Origin of the sequence: Corynebacterium sp. HMSC065H09, from assembly GCF_001812845.1 — a bacterium.
In the GTDB taxonomy this organism is placed as follows: domain Bacteria; phylum Actinomycetota; class Actinomycetes; order Mycobacteriales; family Mycobacteriaceae; genus Corynebacterium; species Corynebacterium jeikeium_D.
Genome location: NZ_KV810589.1, coordinates 121245 through 146821 on the forward strand (window position 1 = coordinate 121245; position 25577 = coordinate 146821).

Genomic DNA, 25577 nt, shown 5'->3' on the forward strand with positions numbered 1-25577 from the left:
TCTGTCGTACGGTACTGGCCTATTGCAGCGCCGAGGTCAAACGGAAAACAGAGTCCAGGTAGCGCTGGCGAAGGGGCCGGTCATTCCATTCCTCCTGTGTGAGCAGGAAAGATTTGTCACGGTACTCGTCGGCAAGCGTGATCAGTTTGTCCACGATGGAACCGGCGGCGGAAAGAAGCGTGATCTCGTAATTGAGGCCGAACGAGCGCATATCCAGATTGGAGGAGCCGAACATGGCCATGCGGTCGTCGATAACCATGAACTTGGAGTGCAGGACCGCAGGCGCCGGATAGCGGTAGATCTTCACGCCAGCGGTTAGCAGTGCCTGGTAGTAGGACTGCTGCGCGTGGCCGACCATGAACTGATCGGACTCTTCGTTGACGTAGAGCTGGACGTCGATGCCTCCATATGCGGCAGAGGTCAGCGCCATGAGCATGGATTCGTCGGGGACGAAGTACGGGCTGACGGCGATAATCCGCTCGTGTGCCTGGTAGATCATGTTATTGAAGACGCGCAGGTTCGGCTCCGTGCTGAAGCCCGGACCCGACGGCAGCACCTGGACAACGTTGTAGTTGTCGTTGACTTCGGTGTTGTGGAGTGAATAGTCCCTGGTGGCGTCTGGGGTCTTGTATAGCTCGCTGGTCCAATCAACCGCGAAAATTGCGTCGAAGGCCAGCGCAATATCGCCCTCGAGCTCAATCCACGTGTCCACCCAGCGACGGCCGATCTTATGGTTCTTTTTCTTCTGATATTCGGGCTCAATCAAATTCTGCGAGCCCATGAATACAATGTCGCCGTCAACAACTACGAGCTTGCGGTGATTACGCAGATCCAGGCGGCGCCAGGTGAGCTTCAGCAAGCTCACGGGCAGCATCGGGTGCCAGGAGATTTTAGCCTGGTCCAGGCGCTTTTTCAGCTTGTAGTAGCCGGGGTACTTCCACGAACCAATTGGATCGACCAGTACCTTGACCTCTAGTCCCCTGTCGTGCGCGCGTTCAAGAGCCTGTATGAAAGGCTCCGTGCTGGAATCCAGTGCAAAGATGTAGGACTGCACGTGGATTGATTTCTGGGCCGCATCGATGGTCTCAATCATGCGGTCAATGGAGGCGTCGTATTCGGTGAAAAGTCCCTTTTCCGCGCTGGCAATTGCCGGCATTCCCGTGAGCTGGCGCGAGAGCTTGAATACGTTGACAACGTCATCTTCTATCTCGGCATCGTCCGGTACGTCGGGCAGATGCTCGGTACGTTCCGCAATGAGCTCCTGTGCCAGTGCCTGTACCTCATGCCGACGGCCCGTAATCTGCTGCGAGCCCAGGAAGAGGAACAGAGGTAGGCCGATAAATGGAATCAGCAGAATCAGCAGCAGCCACGCCGTCGAAGCCGATGGGCTTCGGTTTTCCGGCACCCATCCAATCGCGATGAACTTAATCGTGTAGTCGAGTGCGAAAAATAGTACTTGCCACCACGTTAAGTCCTCCACCAGCCACGGGAAGGTACCCATCAACCAATCCATGCAGATGATATTACTGAAGGAATTTTCAGTACCTTTGGTCGCGGCCCCTTAGGTGCACTCTCCCCTTTTCGTGACAGCCTATTGTGACATCTGAAATTGAATACTGGTATCAATACGTAGTAAGGTTCAACTCATTGAACATCGCAAGCGTTTGGCATGTCGACTTCGAAAGGACTACCCCTCCAAATGACTGAGAAGGCTCCTACGAGCACCGAGTTCGACGTTGCCACTAACGTACTGAAGTTGATGGCCGACAAGACGCGTCTCTCGATCCTGTCGCTCCTCCGTGACGGGGAGATGACCGTCACCGCCATCGCTAGCGCGCTCGATCGCCCCGTCCCCGCGATTTCTCAGCACCTGGCGAAGTTGCGCATGGCCAATATGGTGCAGACCCGCAAGGAGGGCACGTCTAGCTTCTACTCTCAGCCCGACGAGCACCTTACCAACCTCGTGGTCAACGCTCTCCACTTCGCCGAACACACGCTCTACAGCGATCCGCCCCATCACCGCGGTCAGTAGGCGCACACGGATACGCCCGCTTTACTCGCTTTACGACGAAAACCCCGCGCCTTTCTGAACCTAGTTGGCGAGCCCGGCGTTCGATGCCCTTCCCTGGTCAAATGCCTCCATGATGCGCTGGGCGGCGAGCGTCGGTGTGAGCAGCCCCGAGCGGAGTTGTTTTTCCACCAGGGTGCTCTCTGTCTGCACAGCCTCGTTGGTGTTGAGCCGCTGCAAGAGCGTCTCGTGAACCATGGACCACATCCACTTAATCTGCTGGTTAGCGCGGTTTTCATCAAAGAGATGATTCTCGTGCATAGCCTCGACATGGTCTTCGATGGCTTGCCAGAACTTGTCGATGCCGTCGTCCTCCAATGCCGACATAGTCAGTACCGGTGGCGTCCAGACTTGGTCTGAGGAACGAACCATCTTCATGGCCGTCATCAGATCACGCGCAGCGCGCTTTGCCGGGCGCAAGTTCTTACCATCCGCCTTGTTGATAGAAATCACGTCGGCCATCTCCAGCACACCCTTCTTGATGCCCTGGAGCTGGTCACCAGCGCCGGCGAGTGCCAGAAACGCAAACGTATCCACCATCTGGGCCACCGCGACCTCGGACTGACCGACGCCGACAGTTTCGACGATGACAATGTCGTAGCCTGCGGCCTCGAGCACCACCATGGCCTCACGCGTTGCCTTGGCGACACCACCGAGTGTGCCCGCAGAGGGCGACGGACGAATGAAGGCTTCATCCGCGGCCGAGAGTCGGGACATACGGGTCTTGTCGCCCAGAATCGAACCACCGGACTTCGTCGACGACGGGTCGATGGCCAGCACTGCAACGCGGTGGCCCTCCTCGATCAGCTTCAGTCCGAGGGTTTCAATCGTGGTTGATTTACCGACGCCGGGGACGCCGGTAAGGCCGACACGCATGGCCTTGCCGGAAAATGGCAGCAACTTCACCAGTAGCTCTTGAGCCAGCACCTTATGCGCCGGAGCAGTCGACTCCAGCAGCGTGATTGCCCGGGCCAACTTAGTGCGGTTTCCAGCCCGCACGCCCTCAAAGAGGTCGTCGACATCGATCCGTCGTCGCGCACGGCGGACGACTTCGGGGGCTACAGCGGTCTTTCCCTCAACGACCGTGCCAGCGGTAGTGACGAGGGTGCCCAGGTTTTCTTCAAGATACTCGTTCATCGCTACTTCTCAATTCCGACAACGCGCTGAGCTGAACAGTCAGCCCAGCGCGGATGCGGTAGTTATTTAGGACTCTTCGTCAACGGCAAGGTCGAGGCCCAGCTCGTTAGAGAGCTTGGTCATCATGTCGATTGCCGAATCAGCGATGACAGTGCCCGGCGGGTAAATAGCCGCGGCGCCGGCATCGTAGAGTTCCTGGAAGTCGCCCGGTGGGATAACACCACCGACAACAATCATGATGTCCTCACGACCCAGTTTTGCCAGCTCATCGCGCAGGGCAGGAACGAGCGTCAGGTGTCCGGCGGCCAGCGAAGAAACACCGACGACGTGGACATCCGAGTCGACTGCCGACTTGGCGGCCTCCTCCGGAGTTTGGAACAGCGGTCCCACGTCAACGTCCATGCCGAGGTCCGCGTAGGCGGACGCGATGACCTTCTGGCCACGGTCGTGACCATCCTGGCCCATCTTGGCCAGGAAGATACGGGGACGGCGACCTTCCTGCTCTTCGAACTTATCGGCCATGGCGATGGCCTTGGAGACGTTGGACACGGCTCCCTCCTTGCCAACTTCGTCCTTGTAGACGCCGGAGAGAGTACGGATCTCGGCCTGATGGCGGCCAAAGACCTCTTCCATGGCGTCGGAGATTTCACCGATGGAGGCCATGGCGCGAGCACAGTCGACAGCGAGCTTCAAAAGGTTCTTGTCCAGGTCCCCCGGTTCACCCGGGTTACGGCAAGCGTCGGTCAGAGCGGCCAGTGCCTTCTGAACCTCTTCCTCGTCGCGCTCGGCGCGCAGGCGAGCCAGCTTGTCAATCTGCTCCTGGCGCACGCGGGAGTTCTCAACCTTGAGAACCTCGATGGCCTCGTCCTCTTCGACCTGGTACTTATTCACGCCGATGAGAGCCTGACGACCCGAGTCAATACGGGCCTGCGTACGAGCTGCAGCCTCTTCAATACGCAGCTTCGGAATGCCCTCGATGGTGGCCTGTGCCATACCGCCGGCCTCTTCGACCTCGTCGATGTGCTGGCGTGCACGCTTGACCAGCTCATTAGTCAGCCACTCGATGTAGTAGGAACCAGCCCACGGATCAACCGGACGCGTGGTGTTGGACTCCTGCTGAAGCAGCAGCTGAGTGTTACGAGCAATACGGGCTGAGAAGTCAGTCGGCAGTGCCAGAGCCTCGTCCAGTGCGTTGGTGTGCAGCGACTGGGTGTGGCCCTGTGTTGCGGCCATAGCCTCAACAGCAGTACGCGCGACGTTGTTGTAGACATCCTGAGCGGTCAGCGACCAACCAGAGGTCTGCGAGTGAGTACGCAGGGACTGGGACTTCGGGTTCTTCGGGCCAAACTTGCCAACCAGCTCGGACCAGAGGATGCGGCCTGCACGCAGCTTGGCGATCTCGGTGAAGGTGTTCATCGAGATGCCCCAGAAGAAGGACAGACGCGGAGCGAACTTATCAACTTCCAGGCCAGCGTCAATACCGGCCCGCAGGTACTCGATGCCGTCGGCAAGCGTGTAAGCGAGCTCAAGGTCGGCCGTCGCGCCCGCTTCCTGAATGTGGTAGCCGGAAATCGAAATCGAGTTGAACTTCGGCATCTTTGCCGAGGTGTACTCGAAGATCGAGGAGATGATTCGCATCGAAGGCTTCGGCGGGTAGATGTACGTGTTACGAACCATGAATTCCTTGAGAATGTCGTTCTGGATCGTACCGCGCAGCTGCTCGGTCGAAACGCCCTGCTCTTCAGCGGTGACAATGTAGAAGGCCAGAATCGGCAGCACAGCGCCGTTCATGGTCATAGACACCGAGACGCCGCCCAGGTCAATGCCCTGGAAGAGCTCACGCATGTCGTAAATCGAGTCAATTGCCACGCCGGCCATACCGACGTCGCCGGACACACGCGGGTTGTCCGAGTCGTAGCCACGGTGGGTAGCCAGGTCGAAAGCGACCGAAAGGCCCTTCTGGCCGGCCGCGAGGTTGCGGCGGTAGAAGGCATTGGACTCAGCTGCGGTGGAGAAGCCAGCGTACTGGCGAATAGTCCACGGTTGGTTGGTGTACATGGTCGGGTACGGCCCGCGCATGAATGGGGCGATACCCGGGAAAGAATCTACCGGGTGGCCCTCGGCAGCAGCGGCGTCGCGGTCAGCGCGATCGTAGACGCGCTTGACATCGATGCCCTCTGGAATGGTCCACACTTCACCAGCTTCCGCGGCAGCTGCCTTGTTGGTGGCAGCGGCTGCGTCGTCGGTGTTGCGGGAGATGTCAGCGAAATTTGGGATGGTGGTCATTACTTCCTTCACGCTCCCAGTTCGTTCAGCAGTCGGGACAGCTCCGCGACAGCATCGATGGTCATGTTCAGGTATCCGTCGGGGCGAGCGTCCTCAGCGGCATTGGCGAAGCTCTTCTCGGAGCCGGCCACCAAGACCTCCTTAGCGCCGGCGGCGCGGGCGGCCTTGACAGCGTCCTGGCCCGAGGCCTCGTACTCGCTGTCGGCTGCGCACAGCACGACAATCGGAGAGGCCTTCACTGCCTCTTCGAAACCTGCCTCGCCCGGCACAACCTGGCCGGGGTTGGCGACGGCGATACCGCCGGAAGCCAGCAGGTTGGAGGTAAAACCAGTGCGGATGTTGTGCTTGGCCAGCGGACCCAGCGGCAGCATGGCAATCAGCGGACGGTTGCCCTTTTCAGCCAGGAAGTCATCGGAGCGGTTGCGCAGCGCCTCGAAGTCGCTGGCCCAACGGCGAATCGGGTCGCCCTCCGGGCGGGCCTCAGGAGCCAGTGGGGCCTCAGCCAGGTTCGGGAACTCGTTGATGGCGGTGACCTTGGTGCGGCGGTGTGCGATGTCGGCGCGGCGCTTTTCCCAGGTAGCGTCCAGGGCGGCGCGAATATCGGCCTCCGCGGAGGCGAAACCGCCGCCGGCCTCAGTGCCGGTAAAGATCTCCCATGCCTTGTCGGCCATTTCTTCGGTCAGGTCTTCGACGAAGTAGGAGCCACCTGCTGGGTCGGCGACGTAACCAAGGTGAGACTCTTCCAGCAGCAACAGATTGGTGTTGCGAGCGATGCGAGCCTTGAAAGTCTTGGAGACGTTCGGCATGCCGCCGACAACTGCGTAATCAAACGGCAGAACCTCAACTGAGGAGGCACCGCCGACACCTGCGGCGAAGGAGGCGACAGTCACACGCAGCATGTTGACCCACGGATCGCGCTGGCTGAACATGACCGGGGCTGTCACGGCGTGCATCGGAGCGCGGCCAGCTTCAGGGGCGCCGATAACCTCAGCAACGCGGGCCCAGAGAACGCGAGCGGCGCGGAACTTCGCAATGGTGTCGAACTGGTCGTCGGTAGCGGCAAAGCGGAAAGCGATCTGGCCGAGGGCTTCTTCAGCGCTCAAGCCCGCGTCGGTCAGCGCACGCAAGTAGGCGACACCAACGGCGAGACTGTAGCCAATCTCCTGGATGTTGTTTGCACCCAGGTTGGAGAAAACAACGCCGTCGACAAGCAGGGCACGGACGTCGCCCGGCTGCTTAGCCGCCTTGACGGCCAGCTGCGTGGCCTCGTCGAGAGAAATATCGTCAATACCGGCAAAAGCGGAGGTCAGCGGAGCCGCGGAAAGCTCGACTGCGACGGCGTCCGGATTAGTCGGGTTTGCCTGCTCGATGTAGGACGTCAGTGCTTCCGCAACCTGCGCAGTCTTCTTACCGGCATGCACGGCAATCGGAGCAAGGTCGACGTAGACGTTGTTGAGCAGAGCCGGCACATCAGCGGCTTCGAGGGAGCCGGTGAAGTCCAGGCGGATGTCCGTGGTGCCGTTTTCCAGTGCAGTCAGCAGAGTCTCGTTGACGGCCTTTGGGTCAAGTGCATCCTCACCTGGGTACTGGCGACCGAAGGTTTCCCGAACGCCCCAACCGTTGGTGTTGTCCGAAGTGACCTTTGCGCCACGGACGAATGGGAACTGGCCCGGAGCTGGGCTTTCCGCGAGCTCGTCCGCGTGGGTGTAGAGCGGGCGAACATCGACACCGTCATAGGTGGTCTGAATCAGTCGTTTCCAAATATCGAGCGGTACATCTGCAACGTCTTGCTTGTGCACCCGCGCGAATACCTTGGCCACGCCCTGATACCAGGAATTCTGCAATTCCTCGAAGTTTGGTGGCAGCGTGGAAGGTGATTCGGGGGTCGTTCGGTCAGTCACGACAGACCTTCTCCCTTACATGTTCTAAGCAACGCCTCTATCAATCCATAACCGAGGAAATTCGGCTGCGACAATTTCCGAATTCTCCGCGACGGAAAGGGATTTAAAGGCGTTGGCTTCCTCCAATAGTCAATAAGAGCCACTAGTCAGACGCTAAGACTCACCCGAGTGTCCATGCACTGAACTTTTCAGCTATTTGTGCAATACCCTTACGTTCGGTTTTGTGCTGACGGGCACGTCAAGTGCTCGAGCCAAGGCATAGTGACCTTGATTCCCATCCTAGTGAAATAATGGGCAAACGCCTTTAGCCGCTGACTAGCCCTCCTCGCAGAGCCTCCAACGCGCAGGTCACACGCTTCCCCGCAATCCCCGGTAACCTCAAATGGGTGAACGTATCCGATGTGCGAATTACCCCTACACTCAAAAAGGTTCTGCTGGTGCTAGCCGTAGGTGTGGGGGTCGTCGTCACGCTGTACGTCGATGTTCCCACCGTCGCTACCATCCGGCAGTGGTCCATCGATGCCGGTGACTGGTTCCCGCTCCTCTACTTTCTCGCATACGTTGCACTGACTCAGTTCCCAATCCCCCGCACCGTATTCACTTTGGCTTCCGGAATTCTCTTCGGGCCAGTGCTCGGTTTCCTGCTGGCAATTACTGCGACGACGGTTTCTGCCCTTCTCTCCCTCTGTATTGTGCGGTTTTTGGGACGCGATTGGTTTCGCACGCACCTGACCAACCGCCGTCTTCTCAGTCTCGACCATCGGTTGGAGCAACGCGGCTGGCTCACAGTGCTCAGCTTGCGCATGATTGCTGGCGTGCCATTTTCGTTTCTCAACTACGCCTGTGGACTGTCGTCGATACGCATCGTGCCGTATATCATCGCCACTGCCCTAGGTTCGGCGCCGAACACACTCGCCGTCGTTCTGCTTGGCGACGCGCTGTTGGTCGGCTTCGACGTGCGCTTTGCGGTGGCCACGGGAATTCTGCTCGTGCTTGGCTTGCTGGGACTTCTTGCGGACGCCAAGTTCCCTGTCGTAACCGGTTCTTCGAAACGTTAAAACACCGCTTGGCGCTCTTGAGCTAGACGTGAGTTTTCGGCGAGTTGGTGTGGGGCGCCCGTGAGTGTGCGGAGGGAAGGAAAGTGTCTTAGCCCAACTGTCAAGGGGTGGGGCTAGACTAGAGCGTATGTATTCAGTCTTTGCCAGGTATCGCGGTCGATCTACTCGCAGGGCAGATCACGTTCAGGCCTCTGCGCAGGCACTTTCCGGCCTGGAAGGCGTAGGAACTGTTGAGGTTGCAGGTATCGAAGAGCTTCGCGCAGCTCCTGAAAATGCTGTGGGAGTCACCACGCTTGTGCTGGCGCTATTGGCCGCAGGTGACTGGGCGATAGGTATCGGTGTTTGTCCTCAGGACGACATTGAGCAAGCGCATCTGGCATCGAGCTCAGTCATCGGTAAGGGAGGCAGGGCCGGCACGGTAAAAACCCGCATTCGGACTAACAATCCGCGTGGTAAGGATTACTCGGAGGATATTGGTGCAGCATTCACATTGCTGCACCACGTTATCTCTCGCAGGTCCCCCGAAGGCCGCGAGGCAACTGGTTTGGTTCGCGCTGGTTATTCACAGGTAGAGGCCGCGGAAGAATTGGGAGTTTCAAAGCAGGCCGTCAATCAGCGCCTCGCAGCAGCTGGCTGGCAGGCGGAGCTGGCCGGATGGAACCTGGCCGTCCACCTGCTTCAGCGAGCTGATGAGTTATAAAAGCTTACTGCCCATTTTCTGGGGCGTAAGGGTCACGTGACCATCCTGAAAAATCTGGACGCTCGGCGGAGTGTGTACCGCCGCCTGCATTGGTATTGCCGGTGCCAGGAGCCGAGGGCAGGTCACGTTTGCCGGAAGGAACTGACGGCGCAGCCGGTGTGGCCGGCGCAGCGGGCGCAGCCGGTGTCGCAGGTTCAACCGCTGCCGGGCCGTTCTGGCCACCCAACTGTTCAGGCTGAGCGGGCTGAGCCGAATCAGCGCGGCGATTCTTCTTCCTCTCAGGGGTATTACCAGCTGCTGCAGCTACCGGATCATCAACCGGGCGGTTAGCGACCTCGTTCGCCGCGGCAACTGCACGAGCCAACTCCGGATTAGTCGACATGTCGAACCAGTTCTCGTCGCGGCCCTGCTCAGCCTCTTCCTTGGTCTCTCGGCTCACGGCCGGAGGCTCATAGCGGAAGACACCGTCGGCATCCTTCTTGCCGAAAGCCCTAGCGAAGCTCTCGAGACTGTCGCCAAACTGCGACGGAATCATCCAAACAGTATTGCCGTCCTTATTTGCCAGCTCAGGCAGCTTCTCCAGGTACTGCCAGGCAAGAATCTCAGGTGTCAACTGTGAAGCCTTAACAGCTGCGTTGACCTTCTGGATAGCGCGAGCATTACCCTGTGCCTCAAGGTAGGTAGCGGCGCGAGTACCCTCAGCGCGCAGAATGGTTGCCTGACGCTCAGCTTCAGCAGCCAGAATTGCTGCGTGCTTGTTACCTTCGGCGGCGAGAATCTGTGCCTGCTTACGGCCCTCAGCAGTTTTAATGTCGGCTTCGCGGGTACCTTCCGCAGTCAGAATCATGGCGCGCTTCTCGCGATCGGCCTTCATCTGCTTTTCCATCGACTGCTGAATCGACGGTGGCGGCTCAATGGCCTTCAGCTCCACACGAGCGATACGAAGACCCCACTTGGCAGTGGCCTCGTCCAGCTCGCCGCGCAGACGGCGGTTGATGTAGTCACGGGAAGTCAGTGTCTCTTCCAGTGTCAGGCCACCCACGACGTCGCGAAGCGTTGCGGTGGTGATCTGTTCGACGCCGAAGATGTAGTCGTCGATACCGTAAATTGCCCGATCCGGTTCGTTGACCTGGAAGGTCACGACGGTATCGATAGCCACAGTCAGGTTGTCTTCGGTGATCACTGCCTGTGGCGGGAAGGTAACCATACGCTCACGGGTATCAACCTTCTCGCGCACTCGGTCAATGATCGGGATGATGAAGTTCAGGCCGCTGTTCAGTGTCTGCGTGTATCGTCCCAGTCGCTCTACGATTGCCGCTTCACCCTGAGGAACCAGGACAATCGCTTTGAGAACCAAGGTAACAACCACGAGAATGAAAACGACGAGGATGATAAAGCCTTCCATGAGATTCCCCCGTAGCTAGAAACTGTGTGGTCAGTTATTTAATGGTCAGTAACTAAGAGTGCTCCGAGCGCCCTTTAAGTGAGTTGACTGCTCAGAGCAGCTTGTCCACTACTGCGGTATTGCCCGAAATCTCTACAATCGTGACTCTTTCCTTCGCATCGAAGGTCTGCGCAGTCAGAAGACTGCGCGCGCTCCACAACTCGCCGTTGACCTTAATCAGACCCGCTGACGAAGAAACTGGCTCGATGACCTCAGCATGACGGCCCGCTAGCAGTTCCGGACGCGACTCCAGTTCGGCGGACTTGTCCGGTTTTGCCATCTTTTTGCGCAACACAGGGCGAACTGTCAGCACAAGTGCGGCGGACACAACGGCGAAGATAACCACTGATAGCCAAAGCGGCGCTCCAAGCTGGCTCGCACCGGACGCTGCCAGTGCACCACCTCCGAGCATTAACAGTGCTAAATCTCCGACTGCGAGTTCACCGAGAACCAGTAGGAGGCTTGCTCCGAGCCAAAGGAGAGGAATCACGCCCTCACCCTACCTACTTTGCAGAACAAATGTGGGGCGAGTGGAGCCAGTATTCCGGGGTCAGTACTGCATATGTGGCTCAGTTACGAAGTCGACCAGGCGCTCAACTGCGCCAATCAAATCTGACTCCAGATCACGGTAGGTGTGTACACCTGCGTAGACACGTCGCCAGCCCTCCTTGGGGTCGTCTCCCCAGCCCAAGCGACGGCAGATTCCTGTCTTCCAGTCCTCCCCGTAGGGAACTTCCGGCCATGCCTCGATGCCTACCGACGAGGGTTTGACCGCTTGCCAGACATCGATAAACGGGTGGCCTGTGACCATCACGTGCGGGCCGAGCTGCTGAGTCATGCGGCTTTCCTTACTGCCCTCCACCAAGTGGTCTGCCAGGACTCCGACGCGGCGCTTCGGACCCGGACCAAATTCGGCCAAGCGTTCTGGAAGGTTGTCCAAGCCCTCCAGATACTCCACGACTACGCCTTCGACACGCAAATCGTGGCCCCATACCTTCTCGACAATTGCCGCGTCATGAATACCCTCGACCCAAATACGGCTGGGGAGAGCAACCTTGGCCTTGACGTTGTGAACCTTGCGCGAGCCCGATGCCGACAGATCCTGCGAGGGCTTTTTGGGTTGTGCTTTCGGACGCACCAGAGTCACAGGTTTGCCGTCGATGAGAAAACCGCGCTCGTGCATGGGAAACAGCCGAGACTTGCCGTGGCGGCCCTCCAGCCGGACGCACCAGCCGTCGAAAGTTTTCTCCAACCCGATAATTGCACCGACGAATCCGTCATAGGACGCCTCGACGACAACACCATTTTCTGCTGTCACCTCGCGTGCCGGCTGTGGGATACGGCGGCGGTGGCCACGTGCGCCAGCGAACACGTCCTGATTGCGGTACGGGTCTTGAAAGCTCATGGGTACTGAGATTAACAGCATCGGTTACGGGACCAACGACACGCTGCACTAGGATGAGCTGCACTATGCAGCGCAGTGTTCTCGACCAGGTCTGGAGTCCAACTCAGCACATCGCCCTTTGGCTGGGCGCGTGGTTGTCGGGTTTGGAAAACTACGATCATCTCCTCGACGCGCTAGACACGCTCGGCGGACCCACGTCAGTTCCGGGGACGTTCGTGCTTGCCGACGCCACGGTTCCGAATGTCATCGATTGCGACGCTGATCTCGATCGAAGCGACATGCTCCGCCTTCTTCGAGCGGTTACTGAAGCGGGAGATTGGCACAGTGACCACCGTCCCCTCGTCCGCCTCATTCTCTCCGGGCCCGGTGATGCACCTGCACTGCCTGCGGGAACCGACGCCGCTGAAGCTGCACGCGCAGCAGGCTCGGCCATTGTGATTGCGGATGCGGAGCCGGGCTGGAACCATGTGCTCATACCAGTGACAACGCCGGTGCCAGGCCTACCGCAGTGGCATTGGTACACACTGGAAGGCCACATTCCCGAGCCGGCCTATCTCTCCCCTGGCGAGGCGGATTTACAGCTGGCAGATGCGGCGCGGGTTGCGGCTGCCACGATTGCGGCGATGCCGCGTTCACCGCTGACGTCGTCAAGCAGTGGTGCCCCGAAAGTGGATCCCCGGCTGATGGTCGGCATGCTCGATGACCACCTGGACATGGCCTTTGTGCCGGATGATGTGCCACGCCGTGCACTGGGAGTGCTCGCCAGAGCTGATCGGGTGTCGTCGATTCTGGCGGTGGCACAGGGCAGCGAGTCGGGGCACGGCAGCGCCGCGTTTGATGCGCAGCTCATCCCGCTGTGGCGGAAGATTCGGCAGGCGCGGATGAGCGCGGTGGAATACGCGATTCAGGAGTGGACTCGCTAGGGATTTGCCTTGCCCCGCGGCCCAATTGGCGCCAAAGGAATCAGTGTGGGCGGCGCTTTGCCGGAGTACAACAGGATGCGGCGCAGGGGGCGCCGTTGCAGGCCGAGCCGAGTAGCGGTTCACTTCCCAGACGGCGGGGTTCGGCATCTGCGATGCGCTCTTCGATGAGCTCCACGAGCATGTCGGTGAAAGTAGCCGTCGGACCAGGCGTTGCGACCCGCTCGATGACGATGTCGTGATGAGCCATTTCATCCTGAAGCTCAGCATCCAAATCCCAGGCGACCTCAACATGATCCGAGATGAAGCCAATCGGGCACACTATTGCGGATCGGAGGCCGTTGGCGACCTTCGCTTCAACGTGGTCGACGATGTCAGGCTCCAACCACGGCACGTGCTCCGGGCCGGAGCGGGACTGCCAGACGACGTCAAAGTCGGTGATACCCACTGCATCGGCGACGAGCCGTGCTGCTTCGTTGACCTGGCGGGAGTAAAGATTTCCGCCGAGCTCTACCGGCCCGGATGCCTTGTCCGCAGAGACCGGAATAGAGTGAGCGGTGAAAATAAGCCGGGCGTCCTCACGGCGGTCATCCGGTAGCTTGGCAAACGCCTCACGCACTGCGTCTGCATAGGCTTCTATAAAGAGCGGATGATCGTAGAAGCTCCGGATTTTCTCCATGTCAAAAGCACGGTCGCCCAAAGATTCGCGCATCCGAGCAATGTCTTCGTGATACTGGCGGCAGCCGGAGTAGCCGCCCCAGGCGCTAGTGGCGAAAACGAGCGCTCGCTTAACACCGTCATCAGCCATCTTTGCCGCGGTGTCTTCAGCCATCGGATGCCAATTGCGATTGCCGAAATAAACAGGCAAGTCATAGCCACGGCGAGTGAGCTCAGCCTTAAGGTTGGAGACAATTTCGCGGTTTAAATCGTTAAGCGGGGACTTACCGCCAAAGTGCGCGTAGTGTGCACCGACTTCGTCCAACCTCTCCGGCGGAATTCCGCGGCCGCGGGTGACATTCTCCAGGAAGGGACGCACATCGGCCATCTTTTCGGGACCGCCGAAAGACAACAGCAAAATAGCGTCAAAATTATCAGAAGACATAGCTAATCATGTTAGTAGCGCAGTCTGAGGACTCCATAAGACGACTGCTCAATGCCCCCGGCGTCTCCTGCCAATCGGGTTCCATACAAATCGCTTGACGACGGCACCCTAACCCAGCCCTACTGCGGAATTCGACGATTGGTCACAAGCAGTGAGCCCACGGTCACTAGCAGCACCGTGAAGGCTGCAATCAGATAGGGCCTCGGATTCTCGGCCCGCTTGAGTTCGTAACCGATGTCATCTTCCAGTGAGCCATAGGCATCGCGGAGCTGCTCGAGGGAACCAGCGCTGAAGAACTCACCTTTTGTTCGACGGGCGATCTCTCGCAGCGAATCGTCGTCGTTAGGCACTGGAATCAATTCGCCCTGAACCGTGATTGCGCCTTGCGCGGTACCGAACGAAATCGTGTTGACAGGCACCCCGGTCTTGGCGGCTTCGGCGGCCGCGGTATACGCGCCGCGGGGATCGTCGAGCTCTTGTGGGACGGTCTGTTTGCCGTCGGAAAGCAGCACAATTGTCGCTGGCGGGGCGCCTTCTCCCCCGCCCTGAACCGAGTCGCTGAACTGATTGATGGCATCCAGCGCGGCAGCGATGGCATCACCGGTAGCAGTCGCCTGATCTAACTCAGCAGCCTGGAGCGCTCGATTCACGGTGTCATGGTTGGTAGTCGGGCTGACAGCAGTGCGAGCGCGACCAGAGAACGTCACCAGGCCGATATTGAGGTCGTCGGGAAGGTTCTCCACGAACTCTTGGCCGGCTTCTTTAGCGGCAGTGATGCGGTCGGGCGCAACATCTGTGGCCGACATGGACAGCGAAACGTCGACCACCAGCATGACCGTCGCTCGGTTGCGGGCGACTTTGGTCTCCGAAATCGGACCAGCTAATGAAATGATGACCAGAACAAGTGACAACAGCGCACTGATAGCTACGACATGGCGCAGGCGTGCCGACGACTTATTCCCCAGTGACCCAACGATGGTGAAGTTGCCAAAGGCAATGGCACGTTGCTTTCGCTGCTTAGTACTGATCCAATAGGCCACGGCTGCCACGAGAGGCAGAGCGAGCGCGAGCAGCCAACCTGGGTGCGCAAAAGTTGAGTTTAGGAACGTCATCGCGGTATCAGTTTCCTCACATCCAGTCGCCTAAACAGTCGCGTATAAACCAGTGGCTATAGCCGGTTAGTCGGTGGCCCAAAAGAGATAGCACTAACAAGCGGCTACTCAGACGCTAATGTTGGCCAATTTGTCGAGCAAAATCCAGTACCCAATCGGAATCCGTACGCAAGGTAATAACGCGAGCACGGCATTTGCGCAGTTCATTGATTACACGCTCGTGGTGGGCACGAGCCTGAGCTGCATACTCGGCGCGGGTCTTGTCGTTGATGTTGAGTTCAATGGTCTCGCCGGTTGCTGAATCCGCCATGACCACCGGGCCTTCGCCGGGTAAGGCTTCATCGGCTGGATCTACCAGGCGAATCGCCATAATCTCTGTCGAGGCCGAGGCAACGCGCAGCGGGCGCGCCCAATCGAGTGATCCAAGGAAATCCGAGATGACAACCAACAGCCCAGCGCGCGGAGCCTGAGTCATTACTGTGTCAATATCCGCTGCGAGGTTATGCTCAGCAGTCGCGTCAGCCAACTGCTTGAGCAGCATCAAGCTGTGGGCACGGCCCTGGCCCGCGGGCACTGGAGTGCCACCGGCGATTAATCCAGTTCGGGACCCCGGGGCGTCGTTAAGCATCGTTACTGCGCCGGCAGCGGCGGTGAGCAGATGTCGTTTGGTGGTATCGGCCAAGCCGGTGGACAGACGTGCGGCGGGTTCGGCTACAATCCAGCACTCCAGCTCGCGCTCGGCCTCGGAGGTGCGAACGTGCGGCACTCCAGTGCGGGCTGTCACTGCCCAGTTCATCTGGCGAACATCATCGCCGATAACATATTCGCGGGAGCCAACCGGCTCAGAGCCATCTCCAGTAGCGGTGGAGAGAAAGCTGCCGCGCAAAAGTCCGTTGAGCTTACGCGTAACAGTTAGCTCTAAGTACGCCAGGACGCGTGCAAGATCGTCTTCACGAGCTGACATTAGGAGGCAGTGCCCTCATCGGAGCCAGTGCTCGCGCCTTGGGGAAGGCGCACGTGAGACAACACGATGTCAATAATCCGTTCGGGAGTAACGCCATCGGCCAGGCCCTCATAGGAAAGGACCAAGCGATGACGCAGCACGTCGGGAAGCACGGAGACCACATCGTCCGGCACGACATAGTCGCGACCGGAAAACAGCGCGTGGGCGCGGGCAGCCGCGACAGCACCAAGAGTTGCACGCGGTGATGCGCCATAGGAAAGCCAGCGGTCGACATCCTTCAACTCCGCCCGCATCGGATTGCGGGTGAGTTCGATGACGGCCACGATGTAGTCAATCAGTGTGTGGTGGACAAAGACTTCGCGGGTAGCGCGCTGCAGTTCCCGAACACTCTCTGGGGTGAGAATCTGCTGCGCGACTGGAGGGGTGGCTCCCATGCGGTAGACAATCTCCCGCTCTTCCGCCGGAGTGGGGTAACCCACGAGGACCTTAAATAGGAAACGGTCCCGCTGGGCCTCCGGCAGTGGGTAGACACCCTGGTTTTCGATTGGGTTTTGCGTGGCCAGAACCAAAAACGGCTCCGGTACTGGCGTGGACTCCCCTGCGATGGACACCTGGTGCTCTGCCATGACTTCCAGCAGTGCCGACTGCACCTTCGCCGGTGCGCGGTTGATTTCATCAGCGAGCACGATATTTGACATGACCGGGCCGGGCTCGACAATGAACTCCGAGGTGTCCTGGCGGAAAATCCGGGTGCCGACAATATCTGATGGCACCAAATCCGGAGTGAACTGGATGCGGGAGTAGGACCCACCCATCACTGTGGCAAAAGTAGACACTGCCAGAGTTTTCGCAACACCCGGAACACCTTCGAGCAGGACATGACCTCCTGCGAGCATCGCGATGAAGAGCTGCTTAATCAGGTGCTCCTGGCCAACCACAACCTTCCCCAGCTCCGCGTATGCGCGCTCGAGGTCCGTGTGGTCAGTGGGCGTTGGGTAGGTCACAGAGAAACCCTTCTTTAGGTCGGTCGCCCGACCTGTAGAACACGTCGTTAGAAACTAGACGAGGCGGACAACGTTCGGTGTCATTCCGTTATAACGGACTGGCGAGATCTTAACCACAGAACCGGACTGCGGTGCCTCAATCATCTTGCCATCGCCCAGGTAGATAGCGACGTGGCCATGACCATTCGGGCCCCAGAACAGCAGGTCACCACGCTTCATCTGAGATGCCGGGTAGTGCTTTCCGCGCTGGTACTGGTAGCCGGTGTAGTGAGGCAGGTCAATGCCGACAGCGGCGTAGGCGTACAGAGTCAGGCCCGAGCAGTCGAAACCAATCTTGTTGTAGTCGCCGTGGGAGTCAGCTACTCCGCCGTCACGGATGCCCTTGGTCGGGCCGTTGGCGTTGCCGCCGCCCCATGCGTATGGGACACCGAGCTGCCCCATCGCGCGTGCGATGACAGTCTCGACCTTCTGGCTGGAAGAACCCGAGGTGCTCTGACCGGTCTCTGGATTCGTCGGCGCCACAGTCTGCGCCGGGGTGCCGCTTGACGACGAGCTGTCGGTGCTAGAAGATTCCGAGGTCTCGGTGGACTCAGAGGAGTCCGAAGATTCGGTCGTCTCAGAGGAACTGGTGGAGCCAGTGGAGCTGTTAGAACCAGTCGAGCGAGTCGAGCCGGTAGTATCCGTGGAGCTGCTCGAACCAGTCGAGTCGGTGGAGCTAGTGGAACCAGTCGAGCTCGTAGAACCAGTGGTGCTAGAGCTTTCATTTGTGGACTCAGAAGAGGAATCCTCATCAGTCTGGTTCGACTGCGCCTCGGCGCGAGTCTTAGCTGCGGCTTCCTCAGCGGCCTTCTTGGCAGCGGCGTCTTCCGCTTCCTTGCGGGCCTGCTCGTTCTCATAATTCTGGCGCTGGGAGTTCAGCTCGTTGACCGCGTTTCGGGCTGCATCCAAAGATGCCTTTGCGGCATCGCGATCGACCTGAGCCTGCTGGTAATCAGCTTGCTCCTTTTGAAGCTCCTCGTTTGCCTCGGAGTACGCGTTCTGAGCATCGGTGTTTCGCTGGTTTGCGGTGGCTTCCGCCTGCTGAGCTTCGTCACTCTTCTTGCGAAGCGTGGACTCCTGGTTAGCAGCCTCGGTTCGATTCTTATCCAGAGAGTCAACGGTCTGCTCTTGACGATCCGCTTCGCGACGCAAAGCGGACAGACGGTTAATAGCCTCGGATGCATCTCGCGCACCCTCGAGAATCGAGCCACTGGAACGTCCCTGGCGCATGATGGTGCGTGCTAGCTCGTCGAACTGCTTCTGGGCACTAGCGAGCTCAGCGCGGGAACGGTCGAGTTGGGTTCGCGCCTCGTCGACCGCCTCGCGCGCACGGTTAGCGGCATCTCGAGCGTTCTCAAGGTCCACCATGGCCTTGTTGACATCCTCGCGGAGAGTGCCCATGCGTAGCTCGAGGTCAGATACCCGGCGCTCGCTGGAAGTTACCTCGGCGACCAGGGACTGCAAGTACGACTCGGCGTTAGAGGCCGCCTCACGCGCTTGACGGATCTGGGCGTCGCTCGGATTCAGTGGTTGTGCAGCTGCGACCTGAGTGTTCGTCGCCAGAAGACCCGCCGTGATAATACCGGCAATTGGACGAGTCCAATATGATGCACGGACTTTGCGATTACTCGGCACCGCGTTACTCCTACATTTCTCCTATGGGTGCGTTCACGCCTCAGAATCGACACCAGCGACTTCCCCATCGTTGGATATCTTCCCATTGTTGCCTCCAGGTCTTGAGTGGAACTTCGAAAAACGTCGAACCGAAACCAGAACCAAAAGCAACAGCGGCGCTCCCGCGAGTTTTCATTGGTCAATACTGGACCCTTGGGTCCACTATTGGCATCACGAAGCACTTTACGGGTCAAAAAGCTCTAAAAAAACATAAGTAACAAAATTACCAACTGTCCCCCACTTTGTAACCGTTTCGTTATATGCCGTGGCCTGCGGTTATGATGAGCCCCAGTTTTCTGTGTGAATTATGTCACTATGTGATGACTTATCGGCGTGCCGGACTGCCGCGGACCTTTACCTGGGGTACCGGACATAAGAAAAGGTCAAGCGCTCATGCTTGACCTTGGCGAAAATCGTTGACACGGTTACGGCGACTGCAACAGTGTTATCCAATTGAGATAGTGACTGAGTTCTCCACTGCTACCAGTTTTTGGGGCATTTACCCTGTCCCTTGCCGTGAGGTGGAAAACCGGGGACGGTGAATGTATTCAGTGGGGCCGTTAACTCCAGCGTCCGTCGTAAAGCGAACTCTTAGGCGGTTGGGCGTGTGCGTAGCCAGTAGAACGTCAGCCCGACGAAGAGTGCGACGATAACGACGCCTGCGATGAGGCTGTAAAGAGTCCACGGGACGACGTAGTTAGTGAGCTCGTGCAAATAGGCATCGAGACCCGCCGGATAGTCTCGTGGAGTCTCCATCATTGCGTGGTCGGCGCGTTCAATGGCTGCGCGGGGGAAATCGGCAGATGCGGTGGCCACATTGCCCGGTGTGCGCACGACAGTGGTGCCGCCGACTTGGTCCGCTACTTGGCGGGCAAAGGAAAAGATGTCGGTGTTCTTTTGTTCGGCGACGGGGTAAATCTTCTCGCTATCTAGGTAGATGATATTGAAATTGGGCACCCCCCGATTTGCTGCATCGTCGACAATTGGCTGGACCGCTTCTCGGAGCTGTGGGTTATTTGTCACGATGTTGTCGGTGCGTAGCTGAGCGACCACCTTCTCGACGGTTTCTTTCGCTGCCTGTGAATCTGCTGGCGTATGCATTAATTGCCTTCCGTATCGTGCTCCTGTTTTGCGTGAGAATGGTTTCCACGCGCCCCAATTTGGCGGAGATGCTGCTTCGTTTGTCCTATCTATAATGGCCTGCTCTGGATGTGAACGGGGGTAGCGTGACTCGGCGCGCCGCGAGCAATCTACATACAGAACGTTCGTACTGTTATTGTTGATGCAAGGACGGTAACGCTTCCTTAAAAACGTGTGTGTGGGCTCGTGTGCCCCGCGTCGTGATTATTGCTTTAATTGGTTGATAAGGGGCGGCGTGATCGCACCTATGCCTTGTGGAGAGCCGAAATTCGAGTGCCGGACTCTTCAGTTAAGGCGACAATTCACCCGAATAGAAATGGAGCTGACTGTGGCTGAAAGCAAGAACTCTTTCAACGCCCTGCGCAAGCTTGAGGTCGGAGACAAGTCTTATGACTACTTCGCTCTTGACGCCGTGCCGGGTATGGAGAAGCTGCCTTACTCGTTGAAGGTTCTCGGTGAGAACCTGCTGCGCAACGAAGATGGCGCCAACATCACTGAGGAGCACATCAAGGCTGTCGCCAACTGGGTTCCTTCGGCTGATCCGTCGATCGAGATTCAGTTCACCCCTGCTCGCGTTATTATGCAGGACTTCACCGGCGTCGCCTGTGTTGTTGACCTGGCTACCATGCGTGAGGCTGTTAAGACTCTCGGCGGCGACCCGGATCAGGTTAACCCGCTGAACCCGGCAGAGATGGTCATCGACCACTCGGTCATCATCGAGGCCTTCGGTAGCGAAGACGCTCTGGCTAAGAACGTCGAAATTGAGTACCAGCGCAATGATGAGCGCTACAAGTTCCTCCGTTGGGGTACTGGCGCATTCTCCAACTTCCGCGTTGTTCCTCCGGGAACCGGTATTGTCCACCAGGTCAACATCGAGTACCTGGCTCGCGTTGTCTTCGAGAACAACGGCCTGGCATACCCGGACACCTGTGTTGGTACTGACTCTCACACGACCATGCAGAACGGCCTGGGCATCCTGGGCTGGGGTGTCGGTGGTATTGAGGCTGAGGCCGCAATGCTTGGCCAGCCAATCTCCATGCTCATTCCGCGCGTCGTTGGCTTCAAGCTGACTGGCGACATTCAGCCGGGTGTTACCGCAACCGACGTTGTGCTCACCGTCACCGATATGCTGCGCCAGCACGGCGTCGTCGGCAAGTTCGTAGAGTTCTACGGCGCTGGCGTCTCCAAGCTGCCGCTGGCCAACCGTGCGACCATCGGTAACATGTCGCCAGAGTTCGGTTCCACCGCCGCAATCTTCCCGATCGACGATGAGACCGTCAAGTACCTGGCCCTGACTGGCCGTGACAAGGAGACCCTGGAGCGCGTCGAGGCTTACGCCAAGGCTCAGGGCATGTGGTTGGACGAGAACACTCCGGAGGCTGAGTACTCCGAGTACCTCGAGCTGGACCTGTCCACCGTCGTTCCGTCCATCGCTGGCCCGAAGCGCCCGCAGGACCGCATCGAGTTGGCTTCCGCCAAGGAGCAGTTCCGCAAGGACCTGCACAACTACTCCGACGGCGAGATTAAGGGCGCTGTCAAGGCTTCCGCACCGACCTCCGAGCTGGCCGCAGACTACAACGAGTCCCGCGAGGGCCACGGCGAGTCCGCCGCTAACGGCGCTGAAGGTCGCCCGAGCTCCCCGATTACCGTCACTTCCCCGAAGGGCGGCGAGTACACGCTCGACCACGGTATGGTCGCTATCGCTTCCATCACCTCTTGTACCAACACCTCCAACCCGTCGGTCATGATTGGTGCTGGTCTGTTGGCACGCAAGGCAGTCGAGAAGGGTCTGCAGGCTAAGCCGTGGGTCAAGACCATTTGTGCTCCGGGCTCCCAGGTTGTTAACGGCTACTTCAAGCGTGCTGACCTGTGGAAGGACCTCGAGGCTCTGGGCTTCTACCTGTCCGGCTTCGGTTGTGCAACCTGTATCGGTAACTCCGGTCCGCTGCCGGCTGAGATTTCCTCCGCCATCAACGAGGCCGACCTGGCTGCTACCGCGGTTCTGTCCGGTAACCGTAACTTCGAAGGCCGCATCTCCCCTGACGTGAAGATGAACTACCTGGCCTCCCCGATCCTGGTTATCGCCTACTCGATCGCCGGTACCATGGACTTCGACTTTGAAACCGACGCCCTGGGTCAGGACGCAGAGGGCAACGATGTCTTCCTGCGCGACATTTGGCCGTCCACCGAAGAGATCGAAGCAACCATCGAGGCCTCCATCTCTTCCGAGCTGTACGACGAGGACTACAAGGATGTCTTCGCTGGTGACGAGCGCTGGCAGAACCTGCCGACCCCGGAGGGCAAGACCTTCGCTTGGGACGACAAGTCCTCCTACATCCGCAAGGCACCGTACTTCGACGAGATGGAAATGGAGCCGGCACCGGTTTCCGACATCAAGGGCGCTCGCGTCCTTGCTGCCCTGGGTGACTCGGTGACCACCGACCACATCTCCCCGGCTTCCTCCATTAAGCCGGGCACCCCGGCTGCGCAGTACCTCGACTCCATGGGCGTTGAGCGCAAGGACTACAACTCCCTGGGTTCCCGTCGTGGTAACCACGAGGTCATGGTGCGCGGCACCTTCGCTAACATCCGCCTGCAGAACCAGCTGCTTGACGGTGTTACCGGTGGCTACACCCGCGACTTCACCCAGGAGGGTGGCCCGCAGGCCTTCATCTACGACGCTGCCATGAACTACAAGGAGGCTGGCACTCCGCTGGTCGTCGTTGGTGGTAAGGAATACGGCACCGGTTCCTCCCGTGACTGGGCAGCTAAGGGCACCCTGCTGCTGGGCGTCAAGGCTGTTATCGCTGAGTCCTTCGAGCGTATCCACCGCTCGAACCTCATCGGCATGGGCGTTGTTCCGCTGCAGTTCCCGGAGGGTGAGTCCTGGAAGTCCCTGGGCATCGATGGCACTGAGACCTTCGACATCGCTGGTCTGGAGGAGCTGAACAACGGCTCCATCCCGAAGACCGTCAAGGTTACGGTTACCAAGGAAAACGGCGAGTCCTTCGACTTCGACGCTGTGGTCCGCATCGATACCCCTGGTGAGGCTGACTACTACCGCCACGGCGGTATTCTGCAGTACGTCCTGCGCAACATGATCAAGGGCAACTAGTTTCCCTTTGACTCGTGCGCGCTAGGGCTTGTTACAAGCAGCGCTTCTAGAGGCCGGTAGGTAGCGCTAGCCCGCGGATTCATACCCCACGGGCTAGCGCCCTGCCGGCCTCGGGTTTCTCTACCCCAACCAAAATGAGGCTTGGGAAGTATAGGAATGGCGCTGCCACGTCATGCAGTGAAACATGTCCCTGGGCGTCGCCGGCAAGAAAAGAGTTTCCTTATGCCAAAAGTGAGTAACCAGGATTTAGCTCAACGGCGGCACGAAATTCTCGACGGCGCTCGGCAGTGCTTTGCAGAATTCGGCTACGACGGCGCAACGGTCTCTCGTCTGGAGTCCGCTACCGGTAAGTCTCGCGGTGCTATTTTCCATCACTTCGGATCCAAAGAAGGTCTGTTCTTAGCATTGGCCGAAGAAGATGCCGCAAATATGGCGGAAGTCGCGGAGGCTTCCGGCTTAGTGGAAGTAATGCGTGACATCGTGGCGAACCCAGACAAGCATGGCTGGCTGGGAACTCGCCTTGAGATTGCCCGTCGCCTTCGCAGCGATCCGGAGTTTAAGGGCCAATGGTTGGGCCATCAGGATCAATTGGATGACGCTGTTGCCCACCGATTGACCCAGACATCCTCATCCGGCTCCCTACGGTCGGATTATTCGGTTCGCACGATGCAGCTTTTTCTCGAGCTGATGCTCGATGGCATCATCGTTCGTCTGGCATCTGGTCGCACTGTCGACGAATTGGATTCCGTGCTTGATTTAGTTGAAGACAGCTTACGGCGCAAGGACTAGCCACTCAGGCTAGGCCTGATAGCGTTACGTACCACCCGCTCCCCTAATACGGGAGCGGGTTTCGGCTTTCTGCCGTGCATTTACCCCGTTTGACCGGTGAAGATGCATAGATTTCACTCAATATGGACTAAGCTGTCTATTTATGAGTGTGGGTAAGTTTTTGTTGGTGGCGCTCCGCCCCGCAGATGGTGCGGGGCAAGCCGAGTACCAGGACTTTCTGGATTCCACCGGGCTTGAGCCCAGCCAGTTGGATCTGTTTACCATCGACGCTGTCGGCGCTAAGTTGCCCGACCTGACCTCCTATGACGGCGTATTTGTCGGAGGCAGCCCATTTAACATCACCGACCTTGAGCATTCGGGTTTGCAGAAGTATTCGCACGATGTGCTTTACGACGTACTTAGGAGTCCTGTCCCCGCACTGCTTATCTGCTACGGCGCTAGCTACACAGCCTTTACTTCGGGTGGTTTGGTTAACCTGCGCCACGGCGAAGTAGCGGGTTCTACCCGGGTAGAGCTCACCGAAGCCGCCACTCAAGATCCAATAGCTTCGGTGTTGCCTCCGGTTTTTTATGCGTTGACTGGCCACAAGGAATCCGTTGCGGAACTTCCCAATCACGCAACTTTGCTTGCCACAGGTCCAACCTGTCCGGTGCAGATGTACTCGATCGGATCGAATAACTGGGTTACCCAATTTCATCCGGAGATGAATGCTAACGGACTGCTCCGCAGAATGTCTTTCTACACCGACGTCGGTTACTTTGACCCGTTGGAAGTCGACGCGATTCGACTAAAGGTATCTGATGTGGACCTCCAGGCCGTCTCGTCAATCATCCCCCGATTTATGCACGTATGTACGCATGCAGCCAATCCGAGCCTGCTAGTGGTGCAGTAGTCTCCGTCCCCCTCTAGCTCCCTTTTTCACGAAATTTGTTCCCGCAAATGTCTACCTCCGCCAAGCCCTTCCTCTTGCTTTCCACACGCGGCGAAGATGCCGCAGCTCACGCTGAACATCTCTCATTTGCCAGGAGGTGTGCATTGGCGCCGGCAAAGTTGCATCAAATTCGCCTGGAACAGTCTCGTCCGGGGAATCTGAATCTAGATAACTACTCGGGCGTAATCGTTGGCGGAGGACCCTTTAACGCCTCTGATGACGATAAGAGCTATCTACAGAAGGAAGTCGAGACCTGGTTCGAGGATTTGTTGGCAGAAGTGCTCGAACGAGACTTCCCCTTCTTCGGAGCTTGTTATGGCGTCGGCCTGCTCGGTACTGCTGGCCATGGCCGTGTCTCCCGCAAGCACGGGGAGCAGGCAGCTGTAATCGAAGTAGCTGCAACTCCAGATGGCGAATCAGATCCAATTCTTGATGGTTTACCGGCCCACTTTCACGCCATCGTCGGCCACAAGGAGGCCATCGAAGAACTGCCTGGCGACGCTACGTTGTTGGCAACTGGTAAGGACTGCCCCGTACAGATGTTTCGGTTGGGCCGCAATGCATATGCGACGCAGTTTCACCCGGAATTAGATGCCAACACATTTGCCCAGCGTCTCCAGATTTACGCAAATGAGGGCTACTATTTACCAGGAACAGATCTTAAAGCGGTGTCGGCCGCGCGACAGTTGGATGTTGCTCGAAGTGGGCGTATTCTTCAGAATTTCGCTCGGCTCCATACCGCATGTAGAGACTAATTAGTTTTATCTAGTGGCAATAAGCAAAAGGAA

At 58.4% G+C, this 25577-nt stretch carries 21 protein-coding genes; 8 read left to right on the forward strand and 13 right to left on the reverse strand.

Translation table 11 applies throughout. From position 1 onward, the window contains the following. Positions 1 to 19: 19 nt before the first annotated feature. Positions 20 to 1513, reverse strand: a complete 1494-nt coding sequence (gene cls, locus HMPREF2878_RS06525; RefSeq protein ID WP_070567081.1) for a cardiolipin synthase — start codon at positions 1511 to 1513, stop codon at positions 20 to 22. Positions 1514 to 1699: 186 nt separating this feature from the next. Here cls and HMPREF2878_RS06530 point away from each other — a divergent pair, with 186 nt between their 5' ends. Next, positions 1700 to 2032, forward strand: coding sequence for an ArsR/SmtB family transcription factor (locus tag HMPREF2878_RS06530; protein WP_048734120.1), 333 nt, complete (start codon positions 1700 to 1702; stop codon positions 2030 to 2032). A 60-nt stretch (positions 2033 to 2092) separates the two neighbouring features. Here the strand turns inward: HMPREF2878_RS06530 and meaB are convergent, their stop codons facing one another. The 3 genes from meaB to HMPREF2878_RS06545 form a co-directional block, all read right to left on the reverse strand. Next, on the reverse strand, positions 2093 to 3205 hold the full coding sequence (meaB, locus tag HMPREF2878_RS06535; RefSeq protein ID WP_048734122.1) for a methylmalonyl Co-A mutase-associated GTPase MeaB: 1113 nt from the start codon (positions 3203 to 3205) through the stop codon (positions 2093 to 2095). Positions 3206 to 3271: 66 nt separating this feature from the next. Continuing rightward, positions 3272 to 5491 (reverse strand): methylmalonyl-CoA mutase, encoded by a 2220-nt coding sequence (gene scpA, locus HMPREF2878_RS06540; protein ID WP_005510731.1) that lies wholly within the window; start codon positions 5489 to 5491, stop codon positions 3272 to 3274. 8 nt (positions 5492 to 5499) lie between these two features. Continuing rightward, on the reverse strand, positions 5500 to 7392 hold the full coding sequence (locus HMPREF2878_RS06545) for a methylmalonyl-CoA mutase family protein (RefSeq protein WP_049190710.1): 1893 nt from the start codon (positions 7390 to 7392) through the stop codon (positions 5500 to 5502). 386 nt (positions 7393 to 7778) lie between these two features. Between HMPREF2878_RS06545 and HMPREF2878_RS06550 the strand changes: the two genes are divergently transcribed. Beyond that, entirely contained in the window at positions 7779 to 8450 is a 672-nt protein-coding gene (locus tag HMPREF2878_RS06550; protein WP_052317814.1) for a TVP38/TMEM64 family protein, read from the forward strand. Between the two features lie 127 nt (positions 8451 to 8577). Further along, positions 8578 to 9150, forward strand: coding sequence for a hypothetical protein (locus HMPREF2878_RS06555; RefSeq protein ID WP_049190712.1), 573 nt, complete (start codon positions 8578 to 8580; stop codon positions 9148 to 9150). Positions 9151 to 9154: 4 nt separating this feature from the next. Here the strand turns inward: HMPREF2878_RS06555 and HMPREF2878_RS06560 are convergent, their stop codons facing one another. The 3 genes from HMPREF2878_RS06560 to HMPREF2878_RS06570 form a co-directional block, all read right to left on the reverse strand. Continuing rightward, complete coding sequence (locus HMPREF2878_RS06560) at positions 9155 to 10555, reverse strand: SPFH domain-containing protein (protein WP_048734130.1); 1401 nt, start codon at positions 10553 to 10555, stop codon at positions 9155 to 9157. 91 nt (positions 10556 to 10646) lie between these two features. Then, a complete protein-coding gene (locus HMPREF2878_RS06565; protein WP_042388696.1) occupies positions 10647 to 11084 on the reverse strand; it encodes an NfeD family protein in 438 nt (145 codons plus the stop codon). Between the two features lie 60 nt (positions 11085 to 11144). Further along, positions 11145 to 11999 carry a DUF3097 domain-containing protein gene (locus HMPREF2878_RS06570; RefSeq protein WP_049170585.1) on the reverse strand — a complete coding sequence of 285 codons (855 nt, stop codon included), beginning with the start codon at positions 11997 to 11999 and terminating at the stop codon, positions 11145 to 11147. A gap of 65 nt (positions 12000 to 12064) precedes the next feature. Here HMPREF2878_RS06570 and HMPREF2878_RS06575 point away from each other — a divergent pair, with 65 nt between their 5' ends. Continuing rightward, positions 12065 to 12922: a hypothetical protein gene (locus tag HMPREF2878_RS06575; RefSeq protein ID WP_070653076.1), complete on the forward strand. Its 858-nt coding sequence runs from the start codon at positions 12065 to 12067 to the stop codon at positions 12920 to 12922. A gap of 40 nt (positions 12923 to 12962) precedes the next feature. Here the strand turns inward: HMPREF2878_RS06575 and HMPREF2878_RS06580 are convergent, their stop codons facing one another. The 6 genes from HMPREF2878_RS06580 to HMPREF2878_RS06605 form a co-directional block, all read right to left on the reverse strand. Further along, positions 12963 to 14021 carry a ferrochelatase gene (locus HMPREF2878_RS06580; RefSeq protein ID WP_070438448.1) on the reverse strand — a complete coding sequence of 353 codons (1059 nt, stop codon included), beginning with the start codon at positions 14019 to 14021 and terminating at the stop codon, positions 12963 to 12965. A gap of 119 nt (positions 14022 to 14140) precedes the next feature. Next, positions 14141 to 15133, reverse strand: a complete 993-nt coding sequence (locus tag HMPREF2878_RS06585) for a VWA domain-containing protein (RefSeq protein WP_070438445.1) — start codon at positions 15131 to 15133, stop codon at positions 14141 to 14143. A 115-nt stretch (positions 15134 to 15248) separates the two neighbouring features. Continuing rightward, positions 15249 to 16097, reverse strand: coding sequence for a DUF58 domain-containing protein (locus tag HMPREF2878_RS06590; RefSeq protein WP_016422768.1), 849 nt, complete (start codon positions 16095 to 16097; stop codon positions 15249 to 15251). Then, positions 16097 to 17101: an AAA family ATPase gene (locus HMPREF2878_RS06595; RefSeq protein WP_016422767.1), complete on the reverse strand. Its 1005-nt coding sequence runs from the start codon at positions 17099 to 17101 to the stop codon at positions 16097 to 16099. Before HMPREF2878_RS06595 ends, HMPREF2878_RS06590 begins: the two co-directional genes overlap by 1 nt. Positions 17102 to 17155: 54 nt before the next feature. Continuing rightward, the gene (locus tag HMPREF2878_RS06600; RefSeq protein WP_049193489.1) at positions 17156 to 18775 is read right to left on the reverse strand and encodes a DIP1281 family NlpC/P60 protein; all 1620 of its coding nucleotides are present in this window, start codon (positions 18773 to 18775) and stop codon (positions 17156 to 17158) included. Between the two features lie 630 nt (positions 18776 to 19405). Continuing rightward, entirely contained in the window at positions 19406 to 19915 is a 510-nt protein-coding gene (locus HMPREF2878_RS06605; RefSeq protein ID WP_048734147.1) for an Rv1476 family membrane protein, read from the reverse strand. A 367-nt stretch (positions 19916 to 20282) separates the two neighbouring features. On the opposite strand from HMPREF2878_RS06605, the gene acnA reads away from it, so the two are divergent. The 4 genes from acnA to HMPREF2878_RS06625 all read left to right on the forward strand — a co-directional run bounded on the left by acnA (position 20283) and on the right by HMPREF2878_RS06625 (position 25544). Continuing rightward, entirely contained in the window at positions 20283 to 23069 is a 2787-nt protein-coding gene (acnA, locus tag HMPREF2878_RS06610; RefSeq protein ID WP_080971469.1) for an aconitate hydratase AcnA, read from the forward strand. 222 nt (positions 23070 to 23291) lie between these two features. Then, the gene (locus HMPREF2878_RS06615; RefSeq protein ID WP_016422763.1) at positions 23292 to 23858 is read left to right on the forward strand and encodes a TetR/AcrR family transcriptional regulator; all 567 of its coding nucleotides are present in this window, start codon (positions 23292 to 23294) and stop codon (positions 23856 to 23858) included. A gap of 142 nt (positions 23859 to 24000) precedes the next feature. Further along, the gene (locus HMPREF2878_RS06620) at positions 24001 to 24750 is read left to right on the forward strand and encodes a glutamine amidotransferase-related protein (protein WP_016422762.1); all 750 of its coding nucleotides are present in this window, start codon (positions 24001 to 24003) and stop codon (positions 24748 to 24750) included. A gap of 47 nt (positions 24751 to 24797) precedes the next feature. After that, positions 24798 to 25544, forward strand: coding sequence for a glutamine amidotransferase (locus HMPREF2878_RS06625; RefSeq protein ID WP_080969614.1), 747 nt, complete (start codon positions 24798 to 24800; stop codon positions 25542 to 25544). The last annotated feature ends 33 nt before the right edge of the window (positions 25545 to 25577 follow it).

Excerpts from the sequence above, each read along its gene's own strand:
- HMPREF2878_RS06585 (WP_070438445.1), bottom strand. The coding sequence starts at position 15,133 with ATGACGTTCCTAAACTCAACTTTTGCGCACCCAGGTTGGCTGCTCGCG.
- HMPREF2878_RS06620 (WP_016422762.1), top strand. The coding sequence starts at position 24,001 with ATGAGTGTGGGTAAGTTTTTGTTGGTGGCGCTCCGCCCCGCAGATGGT.
- meaB (WP_048734122.1), bottom strand. The coding sequence starts at position 3,205 with ATGAACGAGTATCTTGAAGAAAACCTGGGCACCCTCGTCACTACCGCT.
- HMPREF2878_RS06625 (WP_080969614.1), top strand. The coding sequence starts at position 24,798 with ATGTCTACCTCCGCCAAGCCCTTCCTCTTGCTTTCCACACGCGGCGAA.
- HMPREF2878_RS06615 (WP_016422763.1), top strand. The coding sequence starts at position 23,292 with ATGCCAAAAGTGAGTAACCAGGATTTAGCTCAACGGCGGCACGAAATT.
- scpA (WP_005510731.1), bottom strand. The coding sequence starts at position 5,491 with ATGACCACCATCCCAAATTTCGCTGACATCTCCCGCAACACCGACGAC.
- HMPREF2878_RS06530 (WP_048734120.1), top strand. The coding sequence starts at position 1,700 with ATGACTGAGAAGGCTCCTACGAGCACCGAGTTCGACGTTGCCACTAAC.
- HMPREF2878_RS06570 (WP_049170585.1), bottom strand. The coding sequence starts at position 11,999 with ATGAGCTTTCAAGACCCGTACCGCAATCAGGACGTGTTCGCTGGCGCA.
- HMPREF2878_RS06605 (WP_048734147.1), bottom strand. The coding sequence starts at position 19,915 with ATGCATACGCCAGCAGATTCACAGGCAGCGAAAGAAACCGTCGAGAAG.
- HMPREF2878_RS06590 (WP_016422768.1), bottom strand. The coding sequence starts at position 16,097 with ATGTCAGCTCGTGAAGACGATCTTGCACGCGTCCTGGCGTACTTAGAG.
- HMPREF2878_RS06575 (WP_070653076.1), top strand. The coding sequence starts at position 12,065 with ATGCAGCGCAGTGTTCTCGACCAGGTCTGGAGTCCAACTCAGCACATC.
- cls (WP_070567081.1), bottom strand. The coding sequence starts at position 1,513 with ATGGATTGGTTGATGGGTACCTTCCCGTGGCTGGTGGAGGACTTAACG.
- HMPREF2878_RS06555 (WP_049190712.1), top strand. The coding sequence starts at position 8,578 with ATGTATTCAGTCTTTGCCAGGTATCGCGGTCGATCTACTCGCAGGGCA.
- HMPREF2878_RS06560 (WP_048734130.1), bottom strand. The coding sequence starts at position 10,555 with ATGGAAGGCTTTATCATCCTCGTCGTTTTCATTCTCGTGGTTGTTACC.
- HMPREF2878_RS06580 (WP_070438448.1), bottom strand. The coding sequence starts at position 14,021 with ATGTCTTCTGATAATTTTGACGCTATTTTGCTGTTGTCTTTCGGCGGT.